The 21,041-nt window shown below is 34.9% G+C and carries 18 protein-coding genes; all 18 read left to right on the forward strand.

The window, feature by feature from the left end; genetic code table 11:
- Positions 1 to 76: 76 nt before the first annotated feature.
- A complete protein-coding gene (locus tag HUW50_RS18670; RefSeq protein ID WP_232329011.1) occupies positions 77 to 1,129 on the forward strand; it encodes a LacI family DNA-binding transcriptional regulator in 1,053 nt (350 codons plus the stop codon).
- A gap of 206 nt (positions 1,130 to 1,335) precedes the next feature.
- Positions 1,336 to 3,273 (forward strand): glycoside hydrolase family 127 protein, encoded by a 1,938-nt coding sequence (locus HUW50_RS18675; RefSeq protein WP_066330688.1) that lies wholly within the window; start codon positions 1,336 to 1,338, stop codon positions 3,271 to 3,273.
- A gap of 295 nt (positions 3,274 to 3,568) precedes the next feature.
- Positions 3,569 to 4,879 carry a CitMHS family transporter gene (locus HUW50_RS18680; protein ID WP_066330686.1) on the forward strand — a complete coding sequence of 437 codons (1,311 nt, stop codon included), beginning with the start codon at positions 3,569 to 3,571 and terminating at the stop codon, positions 4,877 to 4,879.
- Positions 4,880 to 5,014: 135 nt separating this feature from the next.
- The gene (locus HUW50_RS18685) at positions 5,015 to 6,610 is read left to right on the forward strand and encodes an ATP-binding protein (RefSeq protein WP_066330684.1); all 1,596 of its coding nucleotides are present in this window, start codon (positions 5,015 to 5,017) and stop codon (positions 6,608 to 6,610) included.
- Between the two features lie 25 nt (positions 6,611 to 6,635).
- Positions 6,636 to 7,310 (forward strand): response regulator transcription factor, encoded by a 675-nt coding sequence (locus HUW50_RS18690; RefSeq protein ID WP_066330681.1) that lies wholly within the window; start codon positions 6,636 to 6,638, stop codon positions 7,308 to 7,310.
- Positions 7,311 to 7,349: 39 nt separating this feature from the next.
- A complete protein-coding gene (locus HUW50_RS18695; RefSeq protein WP_185653108.1) occupies positions 7,350 to 8,318 on the forward strand; it encodes a tripartite tricarboxylate transporter substrate binding protein in 969 nt (322 codons plus the stop codon).
- A 201-nt stretch (positions 8,319 to 8,519) separates the two neighbouring features.
- Positions 8,520 to 8,675: a hypothetical protein gene (locus tag HUW50_RS18700; protein WP_185653109.1), complete on the forward strand. Its 156-nt coding sequence runs from the start codon at positions 8,520 to 8,522 to the stop codon at positions 8,673 to 8,675.
- A 148-nt stretch (positions 8,676 to 8,823) separates the two neighbouring features.
- Positions 8,824 to 9,948, forward strand: a complete 1,125-nt coding sequence (locus HUW50_RS18705; RefSeq protein ID WP_083964576.1) for an AbrB family transcriptional regulator — start codon at positions 8,824 to 8,826, stop codon at positions 9,946 to 9,948.
- A 275-nt stretch (positions 9,949 to 10,223) separates the two neighbouring features.
- Positions 10,224 to 11,669, forward strand: coding sequence for an NAD-dependent malic enzyme (locus tag HUW50_RS18710; protein ID WP_185653110.1), 1,446 nt, complete (start codon positions 10,224 to 10,226; stop codon positions 11,667 to 11,669).
- 240 nt (positions 11,670 to 11,909) lie between these two features.
- The gene (locus HUW50_RS18715) at positions 11,910 to 13,526 is read left to right on the forward strand and encodes an ATP-binding protein (RefSeq protein ID WP_066330675.1); all 1,617 of its coding nucleotides are present in this window, start codon (positions 11,910 to 11,912) and stop codon (positions 13,524 to 13,526) included.
- On the forward strand, positions 13,516 to 14,211 hold the full coding sequence (locus HUW50_RS18720) for a response regulator (RefSeq protein WP_066330673.1): 696 nt from the start codon (positions 13,516 to 13,518) through the stop codon (positions 14,209 to 14,211). The genes HUW50_RS18715 and HUW50_RS18720 overlap by 11 nt, the downstream gene beginning before the upstream one ends.
- 166 nt (positions 14,212 to 14,377) lie before the next feature.
- Entirely contained in the window at positions 14,378 to 15,394 is a 1,017-nt protein-coding gene (locus HUW50_RS18725; RefSeq protein ID WP_066330671.1) for a tripartite tricarboxylate transporter substrate binding protein, read from the forward strand.
- A 57-nt stretch (positions 15,395 to 15,451) separates the two neighbouring features.
- Positions 15,452 to 15,904: a tripartite tricarboxylate transporter TctB family protein gene (locus HUW50_RS18730; protein WP_185653111.1), complete on the forward strand. Its 453-nt coding sequence runs from the start codon at positions 15,452 to 15,454 to the stop codon at positions 15,902 to 15,904.
- A 16-nt stretch (positions 15,905 to 15,920) separates the two neighbouring features.
- Complete coding sequence (locus tag HUW50_RS18735) at positions 15,921 to 17,447, forward strand: tripartite tricarboxylate transporter permease (protein WP_066330664.1); 1,527 nt, start codon at positions 15,921 to 15,923, stop codon at positions 17,445 to 17,447.
- Positions 17,448 to 17,527: 80 nt separating this feature from the next.
- The gene (locus HUW50_RS18740) at positions 17,528 to 18,451 is read left to right on the forward strand and encodes an AEC family transporter (RefSeq protein WP_066330663.1); all 924 of its coding nucleotides are present in this window, start codon (positions 17,528 to 17,530) and stop codon (positions 18,449 to 18,451) included.
- A 125-nt stretch (positions 18,452 to 18,576) separates the two neighbouring features.
- Positions 18,577 to 19,245: a YknW family membrane protein gene (locus HUW50_RS18745; RefSeq protein ID WP_066330662.1), complete on the forward strand. Its 669-nt coding sequence runs from the start codon at positions 18,577 to 18,579 to the stop codon at positions 19,243 to 19,245.
- Positions 19,245 to 20,363, forward strand: coding sequence for an efflux RND transporter periplasmic adaptor subunit (locus tag HUW50_RS18750; protein WP_066330661.1), 1,119 nt, complete (start codon positions 19,245 to 19,247; stop codon positions 20,361 to 20,363). Before HUW50_RS18745 ends, HUW50_RS18750 begins: the two co-directional genes overlap by 1 nt.
- Positions 20,360 to 21,040, forward strand: a complete 681-nt coding sequence (locus tag HUW50_RS18755) for an ABC transporter ATP-binding protein (protein WP_185653112.1) — start codon at positions 20,360 to 20,362, stop codon at positions 21,038 to 21,040. The genes HUW50_RS18750 and HUW50_RS18755 overlap by 4 nt, the downstream gene beginning before the upstream one ends.
- Position 21,041 lies beyond the last annotated feature (1 nt).

Below are 21,041 nucleotides of genomic sequence, written 5' to 3' on the forward strand. Positions count from 1 at the left end.
AAACGTTATTGTTTTTTTTCTTTTAGTAGTTTATGATCAAATTAACTTAAACGATTAAACAGAAGAGGCGATGTTAATGATAACAATGAAGGATATTGCTGAACGAGCAAAGGTTTCGATAGCTACTGTTTCATACGTTCTTAATGAAAGCGGTAACGTAGGGGAGGATACCAAAAAGAAAGTGTTAGAAGTTATAAAGGAATTAAATTATCGTCCGAACCTAATTGCCAAAAGCTTAAAAATGAAAAAAACAAATACAATTGGAGTTATTGTTGAAGATATAACAGTTTTCAATGCCCCTAATATAATCGATGGAATAAATGAAAATGCCGAAAAACTTGGTCTTTCCATTTTATTAACAAATATGCGTTTAGAAAAGCGAGTAAGCAATAACCAAAATGATCCAGATCTAGTGAAACAGATCATAAAAAAAATAATGGATGAATTGGTGAGTAAAAAAGTGGATGGAATCATTTATGTTGGCCTGCATCCAAGAGATGTAACTGAAAGTATTCCAGAAACAGATATTCCTATATTGTTTACATACTGTTATACAAAAAAACAAGAGCATTGCTCAATCAATTATAATGATGAGCAAGCAGCCTATGAAGCGACGAATTACTTTGTTTCAAAGGGTCATAAAAAAATAGCCTTAATTAGTGGTCATATTGACTCGATGTCTTCTCATTCAAGGTATTCAGGTTACTATAAATCAATCAAAAAACATAATCTCTTATTTAACCCTACCTATATAAAGACAGGGGATTGGCGATTTGATTCAGGATATTCCTTGACAAAAGAACTGCTTGAAACAAAAGATCTCCCAACAGCTATTCTTGCGATGAATGATCAGATGGCAATAGGTGCGATCCGTGCTTGCAATGATTTAGGTTATAGAGTTCCAGATGATATTTCAATCATCGGATTTGATAACAGAGAATTTGGTGCTTACTATTCTCCTAAACTTACAACAATGAGTCTTCCCCTACGAAGAATGGGATTATTAGCTATTGAAACGATTAATCATTTAATTAGTGGAAGTCCAACGGATAGTAACAAATTAAAAACCACCTTAAGCTGTGAATTAATTGAAAGAGATTCAGTCTGCCCACCTAATGGTCTCTCATAGTATTCGTTAGATAAGGTTGAAAATTACTTAAACGTTTAAATTGATTGAAAGTAGGATTCGAGCTCAAAAAATAGTTTAAAAGTTCTCGAGTTTACTTGAAATAACATGATTATGAAGAGGAGGAAGAAAACGTTTAATAAAAAACAGATTTGTAAGCGTTATCGTTTTTATTAATAAATAGATTAAATAATCGAGGAGGATTTAAAATGAAAATCGAACAAAAAGGAAAATCAAATGTTAAAATCACTGATAGCTTTTGGAAAAAACGTCTTGAGGTTATTCGCGACCATGTCATTCCTTATCAATGGGAAGCTCTAAACGATCGTATTCCTGACACAGCTCCGAGTCATGCAATTGAGAATTTCCGTCTTGTTGCTGGGGAAGTTGAAGGTGAATTTTTTGGGATGGTGTTCCAAGATAGTGATGTTGCAAAATGGATTGAAGCTGTTGCGTTTAGCTTAGAAAATGAACCGAACGAGGAGCTTGAGCAAATCGTTGATGAAGTTGTTGCTTTATTAGGAAGAGCCCAAGATGAAAACGGATACTTAAACACGTATTATCAAGTGAAAGAACCAAAAAACCGCTGGACAAATTTACGTGATAATCATGAATTATATTGTGCAGGTCACTTAATTGAAGCAGCAGTTGCTTATTATCAGGCAACTGGCAAAAGGGAATTTTTAGATATTGTGTGTCAATATGCTGACCATATTGCTTCGGTATTTGGACCTGAAGAGCATAAACTAAAAGGATACCCGGGACATCAAGAGATTGAATTAGCTCTTGTTAAATTATATGATGTGACAGCTAACGAAAACTACTTAAATTTAAGTAAATATTTCATTGATGAACGTGGAAAACAGCCACATTATTTTGATCTTGAGAAAAATGAAAGAAATGAAACCAAACCATTTTGGTTCAATGATGACTATGCCTACCATCAAGCACATAAGCCAGTGAGAGAGCAAAAAGAAGCAGTTGGTCATGCTGTTCGAGCGGTATATATGTACACAGCAATGGCAGATCTTGCATCTAAAACCAATGATGAATCCTTGAAAAAAGCGTGTGAGGCCTTATGGGATAACGTGACTCAAAAGCAAATGTATATAACAGCAGGAATTGGTTCAATGGTATTTGGTGAGGCGTTCTCATTTGATTATGACTTACCAAATGATCTTTCTTATACTGAAACATGTGCTTCTATCGGTCTTGTTTTTTGGGCAAATCGTATGCTTAATCTTGAGATAAATCGTAAATATGCTGATGTCCTAGAAACAGCTTTATATAACGGAACAATAAGTGGAATGGAATTAGATGGGAAGAAATTCTTTTATGTGAACCCATTAGAAGTTCAGCCAGACGCTAGTGAAAAACGAAACGACAAGAGGCATATTAAGCCTGTCCGTCAAAAATGGTTCGGCTGTGCTTGCTGTCCTCCAAATATTGCGAGATTAGTAGCGTCAATTGGACATTATATATACACTCAAAAAGAAAATGAACTATTCGTCCATTTATATATGGGACATGAAACACAAATCGACATAGCAGGCAATCAAATAGGTATTGTTCAAAAAACAAACTATCCTTGGGATGGTAATATATCAATCAATGTTTCTCCTAAATCTGATCAACAATTCACCATATCACTTCGTATTCCTGGCTGGTCAAAAGGCGCAGTTGTAAAAGTAAATGGAGAAATTGTCGATCATGAGCCGTTAATGAAAAATGGCTATGTCTATATTAATCGTATTTGGAGTGAAAACGATCAAGTAGAATTAGCACTCCAAATGGTCATAGAACGGATCCAAGCTAATCCACTTGTTCGCAATAATAATGGAAAAGTAGCTCTTCAACGTGGCCCTATTGTCTACTGTCTAGAGGAAGTTGATAACGGAAAAAACTTACCTAGTATCTTCCTTCCAAGAGATGCCGAATTAAAAGCAAAATTTGAAGAGGATTTACTCGAAGGAATTGTGATCATTTCAGGTCAAGCTGAACGAATAGAGGAGGCTGGTTGGGAAGATAAATTATATCGACCTGTAGATGATCACACACGTAAGGTAGAAATTAAAGCAGTCCCTTACTATGCATGGTGTAATCGTCAACCAGGTGAAATGATTGTTTGGGTGAATGAGAAGAGATAATTTTATATTCTTATAAACTAACTGCCCTAAAGTATTGAAGGAAAAAGCGCCTATGAGGCGTTTTTTCTATGGCCTTTTTTACTGTCCAGGCGCTTGAGCTTTTGTTTCTATCAATAAACAAAATGAACAAAATATCTTTTATTTATTAAAAGAATAATATACTCATATTGTTTTTAAAGCATTAATATACCAAAATATTTACCCTCCTTCATACGTCATTTATAGTAGTAATTAATATTTTAAATTATCAAATTATTACATTTTGTAAGCGTGTTCAACATAAGGAGGACTTTAAATGTTAGCATTACTAGGCTTTTTAATGGTTTTTGTGTTTATGTTTTTAATTATGACTGGGAGACTTTCGGCATTAATTGCTTTAATCGTAATACCTGTGCTATTTGCAGTAATTGGAGGTTTTGCATCAGATTTAGGACCTATGTTAATTGATGGAATTAATCAATTGGCACCTACTGGTGTAATGCTCATGTTTGCTATCTTGTATTTTGGAATAATGATTGATGCAGGTTTATTTGATCCTGTAGTAGGTGCCATTCTAAAAGCAGTAAAAGGTGATCCGCTAAAAATTATCGTAGGAACTGCTGTTTTGGCGTTAGTCGTATCATTAGATGGTGATGGAACGACAACCTATATGATTACAATTTCTGCAATGCTTCCACTCTATCAAAGGCTTGGAATGAATCCTTTAATGTTACCTTGTATCGCAATTATGGGAGTTGGTGTGACAAATCTTACTCCATGGGGTGGTCCGACTGCAAGAGCAGTTAGTGCGTTAAAATTAGATATGTCAGAAGTTTTTGTACCACTTGTTCCTGCAATGATTGGTGGGGCTATATGGGTTATTTTTGTTGCTTATTTATTCGGCTTAAAGGAGAGAAAACGAGTTGGGATTTTGGAAATGTCAAAATTACCTAAACAACAACTAATGGTAGCTTCGCAACAAGCAGCAACAGTTGAAATGCAAGAGGAAAAGCGTCCAAAACTTTTATGGGTAAATTTTGGATTAACTGTTCTCCTTTTAACTGGATTAATAATGGGTGTTATGCCATTACCAGCATTATTTATGATCGGATTTGCAGTTGCTATTTTGATAAACTACCCTAATTTAGACGATCAGAAGGAAAGAATTAAAGCACATGCAGGTAATGTATTATCTGTTGTATCTCTAGTGTTCGCAGCAGGTGCCTTCACTGGAATCCTATCTGGTACAGAAATGGTGGATGCGATGGCAAATAGCTTAGTTTCTTTAATACCTGATGCTCTTGGTTCATATTTGCCGGTGATTACTGGTATTACGAGCATGCCGTTTACATTTTTTATGTCAAATGATGCTTATTATTTTGGGATGCTCCCAATCATCGCGGAAGCAGCAACAGCATATGGAATCGACCCTGTTGAGATAGCTCGAGCATCACTCGTAGGTCAGCCTGTTCATTTATTAAGCCCATTAGTTGCATCTACCTATTTATTGGTCGGGATGTCGAAAGTCGATTTTGGCGAGTTTCAAAAATTCACGATAAAATGGACCGTTGGAACATCACTTGTTATGTTAGCTGTCTCGATTGTTTTCGGTGTGGTCTCTATATAAATCATGGTAATGAAATTGAGGCTGACTCATAAGGGATGGAACACTTGGTCCTGAGTTAGCCTCTTTTTAAGTAAAAGGGAATGGTGTACTCTATATATTAGTATAAAAAAAAGTACAACATAAAGGATTTATACAATGCACAAATTTAAAAAGATCACACTTCAAACAAAAGTATTAGGTTTAATCAGTACATTAATTCTGTTAATTATCATACTTCTAGCAAGCATATTTGCTTATCTACAATCGGTTGATACGAGAGATCAAGTTGAACAATTAGCCTTACAATCTGCAAAAACAATTTCACTAATGCCAGAACTTAAAGTTGCGATAGAAAAAAATGACCTTGAAGCTCATTTTCGCCCGATCGCTGAGCAAGTAAAAGATCAAGTCCATGCGGACAATATCATTATCGAAAATCGTAAGGAAATCATCTATTCCCATGCAGATCCGAGTCAGGTTGGTGAGAAAAGTTTAGACCATACAAATTATCACGCGTTAATTTTTGGAGGATCAAACAATTTTGAAGTTTATCGAGAAAGTGGTTCGATTTTAAGTGGTAAGGTACCTATTATCGGAGACTATGGAGATTACACTCGTGTTATTGGAACAGTATCAGTTGAGTTTTTGGAAAAAGATATTTATAAAAATATAGTGAGCAGAATCAAAACTATTATAACAGCATCTATGCTTGTTTTAATTTTAGGAATAATCGGTGGTATTTACCTAACAAAAAGTATTAGAAAAGATACTCTGGGACTTGAACCACATGAGATTTCGTCATTATATAGAGAAAGAAGTGCAATTCTCTTATCAATTAAAGAAGGTATTATTGCAATTGATCAAAAAGGGTTATTAACGCTGATCAATCATTCTGCAAAAATGATGTTGAATTTTTATGAAGATGACTATATAGGTCAACATATTCAAAATGTCCTGCCAAATGTGAAAATAGATGAAGTATTAAGATCTGGAAAAACCCTTCATAATATCGAGGTTACAATTAATGATAAAATGTTTATCTTTAATTTAATCCCAATCATTGAAAATAGTCAGGTTGTTGGAGTTGTGTCAAGTTTCCGTGATAAAACGGAATTAAAAAAGTTAATCGATACAATAACTGAGGTTCGCGATTATTCAGAAGGGCTTAGGGCGCAAACTCATGAATATTCAAATAAATTATACTTATTATCAGGATACCTGCAATTAGAACGTTATCAAGATGCATTTGAATTTATTCAAAAAGAATCTACCATCCATCACCATCGGAACAGGATAATATTTAATCAAATTCATGATCCTAATGTACAAGCGATTCTGTTGGGAAAACTTGGAAAAGCCTCAGAAAAGAAAATGATTCTTGAAATCGATCCTGATAGTTATGTAGATCTCTTACCTAAACATATAGAAGTAGCAGATATTATTACAATCATCGGTAATCTAATTGATAATGCGTTTGATGCAGTTGCTCATCAGGCAGAGAAAAAAGTGACTTTTTCGATTACGAGTCTTGGTAACGATATTATTATTGAAGTAACGGATAACGGAAAAGGAGTAACTGAGGATAAAATCGACTCCTTGTTTTCTTTAGGGTTCTCGTCTAAAGGTGAAGATAGAGGCTATGGCTTATTCAATGTTAAACACATTGTTGAATCATTGGCTGGAACAATTGAAGTGACGAATGAAAAAAATGGAGGAGCTATTTTTACTGTATACCTTCCCAAAAAGGTTTAGGAAAAGAAGTAAGGAGAGGAACAAAATGATTAAGGTTGTAATAGCAGAAGACGACTTTAGAATTGCCCAAGTACAGGAGCAATTTTTGCATAAGGTATCAGGGGTCAAACTAGTTGGAAAGGCTCTTAATGCAAAAGAAACAATGGGGATTCTCGCTGTAAAAGAGGTTGACTTGCTTTTATTAGATATTTATATGCCTGATGAACTAGGTACAGATTTATTACCTAAAATTAGAGAAAACCATCCATCTGTTGATATCATAATGGTGACTGCTGCAACTGAAAGAGAAATGCTAGAGACTTCGATCCGAAATGGCGTATTCAATTATTTATTAAAGCCAGTAACAATGGAGAAATTTGTTGAAACAATAGAAGACTATAAAAAGAAAAAGAAATTACTTAATAGCTTTGATGAGGTGGATCAGTCATTGATTGATCGGTATTTCGGAACCTCAAAGCAATCAGCAATAAGTCAAAAGGATCTCCCATCGGGTGTAGATCGACTGACATTACAGAAAGTTAAAGATGTTATAGCAGAACTAAATGGTGGTGTATCTATTGAGGAAATGGGTGAAAAGATGGGGGCATCCAGGACAACCGCAAGAAGGTATTTAGAATATCTCGTTTCAATAAATTTCTGTATGGCAAAGCATGATTATGGAATTGTCGGAAGACCTGAGAGAAAGTACTATCTTGTATAATAAAAAATTTCGATTTAATAAGGTAAAGAGGTATGCACAATGAAAAAAATACCATACTTTATTTTTACACTTTTTGTCATTTTTTGCATTGGTTGCTCGCAAAATGAGAAGCAGGAAACAGTAACAAAAGATGTAACGATTATTGCTCCAAGTTCCGAAGGTGGTGGTTGGGACTTAACGGCAAGAGCACTGAAAGACATATTAATGAGTGAAGAGCTTATTAATAAAAATATCCGTGTTGTCAATAAAATTGGTGCTGGTGGTGAGTTAGGGTGGAAATATGTTATGCAGCAAGAAGATAATGTTTTAGCAATGAATTCAAGTCTTCTAATAACAAACCACTTATTAGGTCAAAGTAGTATTACCTATAATGATTTTACACCGATCGCCACATTGGCTACCGAATGGGAAGTTGTGATTGTTTCAAAGGATTCAAGCATTAGCAGTGCCAAAAGCTTAATGAATAGCCTGAAAAAAACACCTTCAGCCTATAAAATTGGGGTCTCTCCTAGGTTAGGAAATGATGATCAACTCTCATTTGTATTAGGGAGCAAACAAGTTGATATACAACCAGAAGAGCTTGATTTTTATGTCTACGAAAATAGTGATCAAGTTGTCAGTGCATTAGTAAAAAACCAAATAGATGTTGCCACAATGTCTTTATCAGAGGCTAAAAAATATTATGATTCGAATCAGGTAAAACTACTCGTCATCTCGGCTGACAAAAGATTAAAAGAACTTCCAGAAATTCCAACATGGTCTGAAGAAGGCATTGAGTTAGTTTTTGAACATTGGCGCGGTATAATGGGGCCACCTAATATGACAAAGGATGAAATTGAATTTTGGGACATGACGATTGAAAAAATGGTGAGGACTGAAAAATGGAAACAAACCCTAAAAAAATACTTGTGGAAGGATTTTTATAAAAATAGTAGTGAAACGTCTAAGTATCTTGAAGAACAGAGCAAGATGTATGAAGTATTAATGGGCGTAGATATGGAAAATTAGTAATCAATGAACAAAATAAACTAATTAACGTAATTGAATATAAAAAAATAATTAGTTGTATTATTTACTTCTTAATCTATTAGATTTAAGATAATGGCAAAAGTACACACTTCTACTAAAAAAGAATAGATTAAAGTATCTAGTTGTCAAACTACTGTTTCTACATCGTTACTTTTAAATTTATTAATGGGGGAACGCATAATGTGGGTAATAACGGTTTATTTAGGTGAAAGTATTAAAATGTTTGAATTTGAAGATGAGAAAGAGGCAAAAGAATTGATTCGAAAGATAAAAGGACATAAAATTCTCTCACATATTGTTTACTATAACGATCAATTTATCGAAGCTGTTAGTTAAAAGAATAGTTTATGACGAGGCTGACTTAAGATTCTGTCAAAGATCTATACCATCGTATATTTAGTGATGGTAATGAGTATTTGACAGATGAGTCAGCCTCTTATTGACTTTATTAAAAGATATCATGTAAGTAAAAAGGGGGTACAGCATGACTTTTTCATCAATAACAAAGTTGACAACAAGAAGAAAACAAATTCAATTTCAATTCTATGAAACATTATTAATTGGCATAATGGGTGGTGTTTTATTTACGCTCCTACACCTCCCTTTGGCATGGATGTTAGGACCTTTAACAGTTGTATTCAGTTGGAAGCTTTTATCAAATCGCGATTTATTTTGGCCAGTTAGTTTCAGAAATGGAGGGCAGATGTTATTAGGTTATAGCATGGGGCTATCATTTACGATTGAGAGTGCTAGACAGATTGTACATCAATTACCTTCAATGGCTATTATTACGATTCTTATGGTAGGATTTGGGGTAGTCTTATCTTATTTTGTTTCTCGGATAACTGGTATCAATCATCCAAGTGCTGTGATGGGGACGACACCCGGTGGATTATCACAAATGGTTGTCTTAAGTGAAGATATTAAAGGAGCGGAGCCAACAATTGTTACGTTCATGCAAACAATTAGAATGTTAACGGTTATTTTCATCGTACCAACTCTATCGATTCATGCTTTATCAAGTGAAAGTACTGGAAAAAAAGTATCTTCGATTGATATGAACGCGCAAATGGAAAATGGGAACTTCATTGAGTTTACTTTGATCATTTTAATTGTTTTGCTCGTTACAAGTATAGCGCTTCGCATTAAATGTCCAACACCATGGATTATTGGGCCACTGCTCACCTCTGCAATTTTATCAATAAGTGGATTTGAAACGCCACATCTACCATCGATTTTTACAGTAATAGCACAACTATGCCTTGGTGTTTATTTAGGCTTAGGGATAAAAGTGAATATGTTAGGTAATTGGAGAAAACTCCTCCCGCTTTCATTTATTACTGGAATATTGATAGTGGGGTTTGCTCTTGTTTTAGCGTATGGGTTACATATTTTGTACCCAATTACAATGACAACAGCCTTTTTGTGTATAGCACCAGGGGGCTTACCAGAAATGGGTGTTACAGCTCATACTGTTCAAGCAGATGTATCAATGGTTGCTGCTTATCAGTTGTTTCGTGTTTTTTTTATCTTGTTTATCGTCCCGATTTTCTTGAGACGAATATTTGGTATGCATGACGATGTTCAAAAAACAGTTAATACGGTATAAAGAGAGACTTCTATCAAACTTATTAATCAACATGAACAAAAAGAATTTAATACACATAAAGGTTTTAAAGCAATAAATTTTGTAAACAGTTACAAGAGATGAAAGCTGTAATAGAATAGTTGACAGGATATTAAAACGCTTCCAATTTAAATACCTAATTTATTTTTAGCGCACCCAATAAGTAGCTATTGCTTTTGGTCTTTCGCTACGTACAAAAAATAGATTAGTAGTTCTAATATCCCCAATTATCTTATAAAAGCTTTTGGAGGTAACGAATGTCTCAATTAAGCAAAGCTAGCATGAATATTATCATTAGGCTACATATTCAAAAAAATCTAGTATCGTTTAGTGATATTGCAAAGGTTATTGGAGAAACTGGCGGTGATATTATTGGGATAGATGTGATCTCGACAGGTAAAACACAAACCATTCGAGATATTACTATTACAGTTAAAAATCAGCAGCATGGTCAATTAGTGATGGATTCGATTAGTGTCCTTGAAGGAGCAAAAGTCATTTCAGTTTCAGATCGGACGTTTCTATTACATATTGGTGGGAAAATTGAAATCACACCGAAAAATCCGATAAAAAATCGAGATGATTTATCACGTGTTTATACTCCAGGTGTAGCACAGGTTTGTCATGCCATAGCTGATGAGCCAGTAAAAGCTCATTCATTAACGATTAAAAGAAATACTGTTGCTGTTATTTCAGATGGAACCGCTGTATTAGGCCTTGGTGATATCGGTCCGCTTGCTGCTATGCCTGTCATGGAAGGGAAGGCGATGCTGTTTAAACAAATGGCTGGTGTTGATGCCTTTCCTATCTGCTTAGATACGAAGGATCCTGAGGAAATCATCCGGATTACGGAAGCTATTGCACCTGCTTTTGGTGGAATAAATTTAGAGGATATTTCTTCACCAAGATGTTTTGAAATTGAGGAAAGATTGAAACAAGAGTTAGATATCCCTGTTTTTCACGATGATCAACATGGGACTGCGGTTGTTTTACTAGCAGGACTTTATAATGCCTTAAAACTTACAGGTAAGAAAATTGAATCGATTAAGGTTGTCTTAAATGGAGTAGGTGCTGCTGGTACAGCATGTGCAAAAATGTTAGTAGCAGCTGGTGTACGGAATATTATAGGTGTGGATCGTGCAGGCGCAATTCACCGGAATGAAACATATGATAATCCTAATTGGACAACATTTGCAAACATCACCAATCCTGATAATATAAGTGGATCTTTATCTGATTGTCTGATAGGAGCAGATGTATTTATTGGTGTATCAGCACCAGGAATCCTAAATGTGAGTCATTTAAAAATGATGGCAGCTGATCCTATTGTCTTTGCATTAGCAAATCCAGACCCTGAAATAAATCCCGATCTAGCAGAACCGTATGTAAGGGTAATGGCGACAGGAAGATCGGATTACCCTAATCAGATTAATAATGTCCTCTGCTTTCCAGGAATTTTCCGTGGTGCACTAGACTGCCGTGCTTCTGAGATTAATGAAGAGATGAAGATAGCTACCGCCAAAGCAATTGCAGATGTTGTTTCAAATGATGAATTAAGTGAAACGTACATTGTACCAAGTGTATTTAATCAAAAAGTTGTTGAAAAGGTCCGGGAGGCAGTTGTAAAAGCTGCATATGAAACCGGAGTAGCGCGGAAGGATTTATTAAAAGATGAGAATAGTAAGGAATTCATAACAAGTTAATAAAGCTTTATGGATAACTCTTAAGTGTCTAGTGTCTTAGATAACCATTATTACTAAATTGTAGATTTTAAATCTATTTAGTAGTAGTTGGAGATAGACATTGCTTAAGAGTTTTTTAATAAGCACGAATGACTATATTAATCAGAAAGTCAAAGACAATAACGGATTATTATTATAAAATAGTAATAATTCCGAACTGATTTTGTAAGCGATTACTTATTTTGATTTTAAGGAGATGCAATGAAAAAATTCCAAAGAGTCAAGCTTCAAGAACGGATCATTATTTTTGCAGTGAGTCTTATCATATTTATTGTTGTGCTATGCAGTTTGCTATATTATCATACTCTATCTACTACTGTTGAAAAACAATTAAGTAAAAGGGCATTACATGTGGCAACAACAATTGCTTCAATGCCTGAAATACAACATGCATTTTATATGAACGATCCGTCAGTTGTTATTCAGCCCATCGTTGAAAACATTAGGATTCAGATAGATGCTGAGTATATTGTTGTAGGAAATAAAAAAGGAATTCGCTATTCACATCCATTGTCTGAAAGAATTGGAAAGAAGATGGTAGGTGGAGATAACGAAAGAGCATTAAAGGATGGAAAATCCTATGTTTCAAAAGCGACAGGTTCATTAGGGCCTTCTTTAAGAGGGAAAGTACCTGTTATTGGGGGAAATGGAGAGATTTTAGGTGTCGTCTCTGTTGGATTTCTAATAGAAGATGTACATGATTTAATAATAGACTATGCTAAACCAGTTATTTGGATTGCAATTATTGTTTTAATTATTGGTACTATTGGATCGATCATACTTGCTAATAGCATTAAAAGAATCATGTTTGGGCTTGAACCTGATGAGATTTCAATGTTATTAAAGCAAAGAAACGCAGTTATCGAGTCTGTTAGAGAAGGAATTATGGTGATCAATAATCAGGGGAAAATTGTAATCATAAACCAAGCTGCATATGAAATCCTCTCATTAGATAGTGAAAAACAAGTTGTAGGGGAAGCTGTTTTAGATATTATTCCAAATACTTCGTTAGTAGAAGTACTTGAAACCGGTGAAGAACAATTTGATCGACAAATGGAATTAAATAACAAGCAAATTATCGCAAACCGATTGCCTGTCAAGTCGGGAAACGAAGTTATTGGTGTTGTCTCTAGCTTTCGGTTAAAATCGGATATTGACCAATTAACAGAAGAACTTTCACAGGTTAAACGCTATACTGAAGCATTGCGGGCACAAACACACGAGTTTAATAATCTCCTTTACACGATTTCGGGATTAATTCAATTGGGATCAAATGATGAAGCGCTGGAACTAATACACAAAGAAACTGAAAATCAGAAAGATTTTGTTCAATTTTTAATGAAGAAAATCAAAGATCCTTGGCTAGGTGGAATCATTTTAGGTTTTTATAATCGTGCTAAGGAATTAAAGATAACCTTTGAATTTGATAGAGAAAGTAGTATCGAAAAGTTGCCAAAACATATAGATAATAGTTACCTTGTATCGATTTTAGGTAATGTAATGATGAACGCTTTTGAAGCGATGGAGAAGCTTAAAAATCATGATAAAAAAGTAAGGTTATTTATAACTGATATCGGTAACGATCTTTTATTTGAAATTGAGGATGCAGGACCAGGAATTGAGGACCATCAGATGTCCCACATTTTTCGAAAAGGATTCTCAACGAAGGAGGGGGGAAATAGAGGGCTAGGATTATCTCGAGTAACTGAATTAGTTGGTGAGATGCATGGCAGTATAGCGGTTGAAAAAGGGGAATTTGGTGGTGCTTTATTCATTGTGGCCATTCCAAAGGAAGGAGTAATGTTTAATGAATATTGAAGTCATGATCATAGAAGATGATACTAGAATAGCAGAAATAAATAGTCGATTCACGAAAAAGGTTGCAGGGTTTGAAGTTATTGCGATCGCAACAACTGGAGAGCAGGCCATTGAACTATTAGAAATAATTCAACCACAACTTGTGCTATTAGATGTATATTTACCTGATATGAAGGGAACTGAATTAATTAAGAGCATTCGTCAATCGAATCCTGAAATTGATATTATCATGATTACTGCAGCTTCTGAAGTAGACATCGTTGGTCACTCACTTAGAAGTGGAGTATCTGACTATATTGTAAAGCCAGTAACCTTTGATAGGTTTAAGAACAGTCTAGAAAACTATCAAAAAAAGCTAGAGAAATTGAATTTTAATGAAAATTTATCTCAAGATGAAATTACAAGTCTTTGGCGCAATTCTCAACAAGAAAATTCATTTGTAGTAGAAGAAGAGGCACCAAAGGGCATTGATCCATTAACATTAAATAAAATCCTCCATTACCTTCCACAAGTTAAAGAAGAAGGGATTACTTCAGAAATGCTTAGTAAAGAATCAGGTGTTAGTCGTTCGACAGCAAGGCGTTATTTAGAGTATTTAATCTCACAAAAAAAAATATATGCAGATTTAGTATATGGAAATGTAGGAAGGCCAGAAAGACGATATTTTCGTACAAAACATTTATGACGTTTATGAAAAAATTCTTGTTGTGAATTTTATGAACAAAAAGATCTATTTAGGTTTAATTGAACTTATGATGTTAAGATTTTATAAAAATAAAAATTCTGTTAACTTTAAGACAGCGCTTACAAACGCTGTCTTTTCTATTGCAATGAATTAAGGGGGCATAAAAATGAAGAGAATATCGATGTGGATCGTAGTAGGATTATTAACATTTATGTTGGCAGCATGTGGTGGAAAGCAGGAGGCAAGTGGTGGAGATGGTAACGCTTCAGATTATCCTAAAAAACCAATTACAGTCGTAGCTCCTTCTGGTGCAGGTGGGGGCTGGGATTTAACGGCTCGTTCCTTAGCAAAGATCTTAAGTGAAACGAAACTAGTTAGTGAAACAATGACTGTGGAAAACAAACCTGGTGGTGGCGGAGCTGTTTATATGGCTGAATTTGCAACACAAGAAAAAAATAACCCATATAAACTAATGGTCAGCTCACCTCCTATTTTAATAAATCATGAGAAAAAAGAAGGAAACAGTCCTTATGGATATGAGGATACAACTCCACTTGCTCAATTAACGAGGGATTATGGGGCGATCGTTGTAAAAAAAGACTCACCTTTTGCCGATTTACCGTCTGCATTAGAGGCAATAAAAGCTGATCCAACTAAAGTAACAGTTGCTGGTGGGTCTGCACCAGGTTCAATGGATCATTTAGTAGCCGTATTACCAGCTTTTAAATATGGAATTGATCCAAAATCAGTGAAATATGTTTCATATGACGGTGGTGGAGAAGCAATTGCAGCACTACTTGGTGGTAATGCAGACTTAATTGCTACAGACGCATCAACAATTGGTGAATATGTTAAATCAGGAAAAGTAAGAGTATTAGCAGTTAGTTCTACAGAACGATTAACTGGAGAATTAGCAGAAGTACCTACATTTAAACAAGCAGGAATAGATGCCGATTTTACGATTTGGAGAGGCATTTTTGGACCTAAAGAAATGAATGAAGATGAATTAGTTTATTGGGAAAAAACATTGAAAGATTTATCCGAAAGTGAAGCTTGGAAAGAAGAATTAGAGACAAACGGCTGGGAAAGCGATTATAAAAATGCAACTGATTTTAAATCATTTTTAGACGATCAAAATGTAGTAGTACAAGAATTATTAACAGCATTAGGTATGGAGAAATAATAACTTGTAAAAAGGGGAGAATCTCCTCCCTGTACTTTTCATTGGAGGTGATGTGTGATGAATAAAACATTTGATCGTTATTCTAGTTTGATCTATATGATCATTGGCGTTTTTTTTATCTTTGAAAGTAGGGAGATTTCTGAAAGCGCTTATGGAAGTAATGTTGGTTCAGATATTTTTCCAACAATTTTGGGAGCTGCTTTAATATTACTAAGTCTAAGGTTGTTTTATGAGACTTTTCAATATGTCGATCAGGATAAGGGAAAGGAAACATTAGATTATAAACGGCTCCTCATTATTTTAACTTCGGCGGTAGCATATGCGTTGTTTATTGAAAGTTTAGGATTTATTCTCACAACTTTTCTCTTCTTATTAATTAGTTTTCAAGTAATGGACAGAAAAAATCTTATAAAATCTATCATTCTATCAGCATGTTTTTCAGGTGGTGTCTATTATTTATTTGTAGAGGTTTTAGAAGGGCCTTTACCAGGATTCCCAATTTGGTTTTAACGAGGAGGTGGCATAATTGGATACATTTCAATTTCTTACACATGGGTTTGCAGAGGCATTACAATGGCATAATTTATTATTTGCATTTGTTGGGGTATTGATTGGTACGGCGGTTGGCGTTCTACCTGGTATAGGTCCTATGAGTGGAGTAGCTTTATTAATTCCTGTTACAGCAACACTTACTTCAGGCCTTGATCCTGAATCTGCAGCAGCAAGCTCGATAATATTATTAGCTGGTGTGTACTATGGAGCGATGTACGGTGGCTCTACAACATCTATTTTATTAAATACACCAGGGGAATCTTCATCTGTTGTAACTGCATTAGACGGCTACCAAATGGCGAAACAAGGGAGAGCAGGTGCAGCGTTATCTATTTCAGCAATTGGTTCATTTTTTGCAGGAATCGTTGCACTAATAGGCCTAACATTATTAGCAGAACCACTATCTAGCGTTGCGTTGTCATTTGGTCCAGCAGAGTATTTTTCATTAATGATTTTAGGACTATGCGCGGTTAGTGGACTTGCAGGAAAATCTAGAACAAAAGCGTTAATTATGACAGTTGTTGGACTATTAATTGCGACAATCGGTATGGATAATGTTTCTGGTGTTGCACGGTTTACTTATGAAATTCCTGTATTATATTCGGGTATTGAGTTTTTAACAGTGGCAGTCGGACTTTTTGCCCTTGGAGAAGTATTTAAAACTATCCTTGAAAATGAAAAGACTGATGGCACAATAGCAAGGGTCGAGCGGATCTTACCTACAAAACAGGATATGAAAGATAGCTCTGGACCTATCGTTAGGGGATCTTTATTAGGATTTTTTATTGGGATTCTACCTGGTGCAGGTGCAACACTAGCCTCTTTCTTTTCATATATTATGGAAAAGAAAATTAGTAAAAATCCAAGTAAATTTGGACAAGGGGCTATTGAAGGTGTTGCAGCACCTGAGGCAGCAAACAATGGAGCTTCTGGAGGAGCGATGATCCCATTGTTAACGTTAGGGATTCCGGGTTCTGGGACAACTGCGATCTTGATGGGTGCACTTATCATGTATAATATTCAACCAGGTCCATTATTTTTTACAGATCATCCTCAAGTTGCATGGGGATTGATTGCAAGTATGTTTATCGGAAATGTCATGCTACTTATTTTAAACTTACCTCTTGTGAAAATTTTCGCAAAAATTATCGAGACGCCGACAAAATATTTATTACCAATCATTATCGCAATCTCTATATTTGGTGTTTACGCTGTCCAATTTACTGTTTTTGATTTATTATTATTAATAGGATGTGGTGTTATCGGTTATTTCTTAACGAAGAATGACTATCCTGTAGCACCTCTTGTATTAGGATTAGTTTTAGGTCCAATGATTGAAAATAATATGAGAAGAGCGTTAACAACATCTAATGGTGATTTTATGATTTTTATAGAAAAACCAATATCACTTATCTTTATACTTATTGCCCTTTTATGGATGACAATACCGATTATTTTAAAAATGAAAGGTCGTAACGTTGTGATTAATGAAGAGGCTTAAATAGAATGATGTAGAAGAAGGCTGATATTTAATCGGTCTTTTTCTGTGTTTTTACAAATACATCAAGGAGGTGTATTCAGGTGGATACTTTATATTTAATCATATTAAATGTTATTTTACCTGTGTTTATATTAATAGGACTAGGTGCTTTTTTACATCGGAAATTTTCCTTTGATATGCATACATTATCAAAATTAAATACTTTTTTACTCTTGCCTACTTTGAGTTTTGTGAACATCTATGAAACTAGTTTGAAGGGTGAAATTCTTGTTCGAATTATTGGCTTTTTAACGATTCAAAACCTGATATTAATGCTATTAAGTGCCCTGCTTGCAAAAGTTTTCAAGTTTGATCGGAGTCTTTCAGCAACATTTAAAAATAGTGTTGTGCTTAATAATTCGGGAAACTTCGGTTTACCAGTTAGCCAGCTTGTGTTTCAGGAAAATCCTCTCGGTACATCTATTCAAGTAGTTGTGACGATCTTCCAAAACTTCATAACGTATACATACGGCCTTATGACCTCAGTTTCTGTAAATACAAAAGGACTAGGGGCAATGAAGGAATTTTTCAAAAATCCAATTATTTATGCTTTGCTCTTGGGAATGATTTTTAATGCATTAACCATCAAAATCCCCTTTTTTATATGGCGCCCAATTGACGATATTTCGAATGCATTCCTTGCTATTGCCCTTATCACACTTGGGGCTCAAAGTGCTTTCTTGAAAATAACAAAATTTTCGTTACAGCTAATTTTAAGTCTAATTGGCCGATTAGTCTTCTCTCCAATCATCGCATTTATCATTATCATCGTATTAAATTTAGAAGGTACGACAGCACAAGCACTATTCATTGCAAGTTCCTTTCCAAGCTCAAGAAACAGTGCACTTTTTGCGCTTGAATATAAAAACCATCCAGAATATGCTGCACAGTCTGTTTTATTGTCAACGTTATTTAGTAGTATTACAGTAACTGTTGTTGTTTATTTAGCAAAAATTTTATTTTAAAGGTTTACCTAAGGATGTTACCCGAGAGGATAATGTCTTTTTTTATTTAAAAATAATAATTTACGAAACTATTTCCATTCTTTTACGTATAAGTAAATGAATACATAATATGGAGGTTGATTACTATGGAACAAGAAACTATTCAAAAGAAAAAGCCGTCAATATTCGGTATGATTTTTAGTCCAGGTGTACAATTTGAGAGAATAAGAGAGAAGCCGGTTATTTGGGTTCCTTTAATTCTTTTTACAGTACTAATGACAATTGTAACAGCAATCACTGCATTAAATGTTGATTATACAGCAGTACCTGGAATGGAAATGTCCCCAGAAGAACTGGAAATGGCTAAAATCTTCGGAATTGCTGGGGCAGCAGTAGTTGGATTTTTCGTTACACCTATAACTTATCTGTTTTTTGCTTTAATTTTTTGGGCGATTGCTAAGATCGCAAAGTCGGATGCTACATTTAAGCAAATGCTCTCTTTCTCGATTTTCATTGGGTTTATTTCGATAATTGGTCAGATACTTAATCAACTGATTATCTTGGTAATTGATGGCGATCCAACAATTATGCTGACAAGTGTAAACAGCTTTGTAGGAGCAGATGGAATCTTAGGGGCAGTTCTTAGTACAATTGAAGTTTTTACAATTTGGTATTATATTCTTTTAACAATGGGTCTTGTTATAGTAGGAAAGCTATCTAAACCAGCTGCAACGATCATTACAATTGTCTTCTTTATTCTAGGGCTCATCTTTGCTGCAGTCGGTGGAGCATTTGAAGGAATGACACAATTATAATGAAGAAAAAAGTCTGGATCTCAATAGGTGTCATTCTATTAATTCTTGTATTAGTTGGAGTAAATGTTATTAAAGCCTTGAATAAAGAAAATCTCGCAGTTGAAACAGTGAGTGTTGAGGAACGTGAAATAACCGGGAATGTTATGGTTCCCGGAACTCTTTCTTTAAGTCAGGAAGACTTTGTATACTTAGATCCTGAAAATGGTGAAGTGTCAGAGATTCTTGTAAAAGCAGGGGATAAGGTAGAAGAAGGAACCCCTCTGTTACGATATGAAAATGAGCAACTGCAATTAGAAAAAGAGCAAAATGCGCTTTCAATTGAATCATCATATTTACGAATAAATCAAATAAAAGAACAAATTGATGACTTAGATGATAAAGAGGACGACTTGGAAAAACAGGTCGGCAAGAAAGAAGCAAAAAAACAGATTGATGCTGAACGAGATCAATTAGAAATTGATTTAAAAGTTGCTGATATTGAAGCAAGGCAGGTTCTTCTTCAAAAAGAAACGCTTGAAAAGAAGTTAAACCTGTTAGAGGTAAAAAGTGAAATGGCTGGAACTGTGCTATCGATAGATGAGAATGCTGTTAAGGGTATAACACAAACGCCAATTTTACACATTGGAAAAACAGATGAATATGTTGTAAAAGGGTTTATTTCAGAATACGATTCATTAAAAACTGACGAAAAACAACCAGTTATACTCAGATCTGACGTCATTCCTGATAAAGAATGGAAGGGTACAGTTACAAAAGTAAGTCTATTGCCTGAACAGACTGAAAATGGAATGGGAACTGAGGATGCAGCTGTCCAATATCCAATTGAAGTATCTATTGAAGCTAAGGATATTGAAGCAAAGCCTGGATTTAAGCTGATTATGGAAATTGAAACAGAAAAACGTCATGTACAAGCAATTCCTTTAGAAGCTGTGAAGCAGGATGGTGAAGAGTATTATGTGTTTGTTGTCAAAGATGGAAAAGCTATCCGTAAAGAAGTGAAAATGGGAGTGACAAGTGAAGAATTTATGGAGCTAAAATCAGGTCTAGAAAAAGGAGAAGAGGTTATTATCAATCCTCCGGATCAGCTTCAAAATGATATGGAAGTGAGTGTAAAATGATCGAGCTTACTACTATCACGAAAAGCTACAAAGTTGGTGTTGAAACATTAGTTGTATTAAAAGATATAAACCTAACAATCCATAATGGAGAGTTTGTGGCAATAATGGGGCCTTCAGGATCGGGGAAATCAACCTTAATGAACGTGATTGGTTGTCTAGATAATCCTACATCCGGTACATATTTACTTAGTAACGAAGACATTTCTACCTACAAGGATGAGGAATTAGCAAAAGTTCGAAATCTATCAATTGGGTTTGTCTTTCAGCAATTTCAGTTATTACCTCGTTTAACAGCATTGAAAAATGTGGAGCTTCCAATGATCTATGCAGGCTTAGGAAGGAAGGAACGTGAAGAAAGAGCAAAACATGCACTTGATAAGGTTGGTTTATCTGATAGAATAAATCATTTACCTAATGAGCTATCAGGAGGACAAAAACAACGTGTTGCCATAGCAAGATCAATCGTAAATGAACCCAAAATTATTTTAGCTGACGAGCCAACAGGTGCACTAGATAGTAAAACAAGTATTTCCATTATGGAGCAATTTACAGAGTTAAATAAGGAAGGCACAACAGTTATTCTTGTTACACATGAGCAAGAGGTAGCTGATTATGCCAAGCGAATTATAACGGTTAGGGATGGAAGCATTCTCTCCGATGAAGAGCGGGGGAGATAAG

It is taken from the genome of Metabacillus sp. KUDC1714, assembly GCF_014217835.1.
Lineage (GTDB): Bacteria > Bacillota > Bacilli > Bacillales > Bacillaceae > Metabacillus > Metabacillus rhizosphaerae.

Bases quoted from the DNA above. Each gene is read 5' to 3' on its own strand.
- HUW50_RS18670 (WP_232329011.1), top strand. From the start codon at position 77: ATGATAACAATGAAGGATATTGCTGAACGAGCAAAGGTTTCGATAGCT.
- HUW50_RS18675 (WP_066330688.1), top strand. From the start codon at position 1,336: ATGAAAATCGAACAAAAAGGAAAATCAAATGTTAAAATCACTGATAGC.
- HUW50_RS18680 (WP_066330686.1), top strand. From the start codon at position 3,569: ATGTTAGCATTACTAGGCTTTTTAATGGTTTTTGTGTTTATGTTTTTA.
- HUW50_RS18685 (WP_066330684.1), top strand. From the start codon at position 5,015: ATGCACAAATTTAAAAAGATCACACTTCAAACAAAAGTATTAGGTTTA.
- HUW50_RS18690 (WP_066330681.1), top strand. From the start codon at position 6,636: ATGATTAAGGTTGTAATAGCAGAAGACGACTTTAGAATTGCCCAAGTA.
- HUW50_RS18695 (WP_185653108.1), top strand. From the start codon at position 7,350: ATGAAAAAAATACCATACTTTATTTTTACACTTTTTGTCATTTTTTGC.
- HUW50_RS18700 (WP_185653109.1), top strand. From the start codon at position 8,520: ATGTGGGTAATAACGGTTTATTTAGGTGAAAGTATTAAAATGTTTGAA.
- HUW50_RS18705 (WP_083964576.1), top strand. From the start codon at position 8,824: ATGACTTTTTCATCAATAACAAAGTTGACAACAAGAAGAAAACAAATT.
- HUW50_RS18710 (WP_185653110.1), top strand. From the start codon at position 10,224: ATGTCTCAATTAAGCAAAGCTAGCATGAATATTATCATTAGGCTACAT.
- HUW50_RS18715 (WP_066330675.1), top strand. From the start codon at position 11,910: ATGAAAAAATTCCAAAGAGTCAAGCTTCAAGAACGGATCATTATTTTT.
- HUW50_RS18720 (WP_066330673.1), top strand. From the start codon at position 13,516: ATGAATATTGAAGTCATGATCATAGAAGATGATACTAGAATAGCAGAA.
- HUW50_RS18725 (WP_066330671.1), top strand. From the start codon at position 14,378: ATGAAGAGAATATCGATGTGGATCGTAGTAGGATTATTAACATTTATG.
- HUW50_RS18730 (WP_185653111.1), top strand. From the start codon at position 15,452: ATGAATAAAACATTTGATCGTTATTCTAGTTTGATCTATATGATCATT.
- HUW50_RS18745 (WP_066330662.1), top strand. From the start codon at position 18,577: ATGGAACAAGAAACTATTCAAAAGAAAAAGCCGTCAATATTCGGTATG.
- HUW50_RS18750 (WP_066330661.1), top strand. From the start codon at position 19,245: ATGAAGAAAAAAGTCTGGATCTCAATAGGTGTCATTCTATTAATTCTT.
- HUW50_RS18755 (WP_185653112.1), top strand. From the start codon at position 20,360: ATGATCGAGCTTACTACTATCACGAAAAGCTACAAAGTTGGTGTTGAA.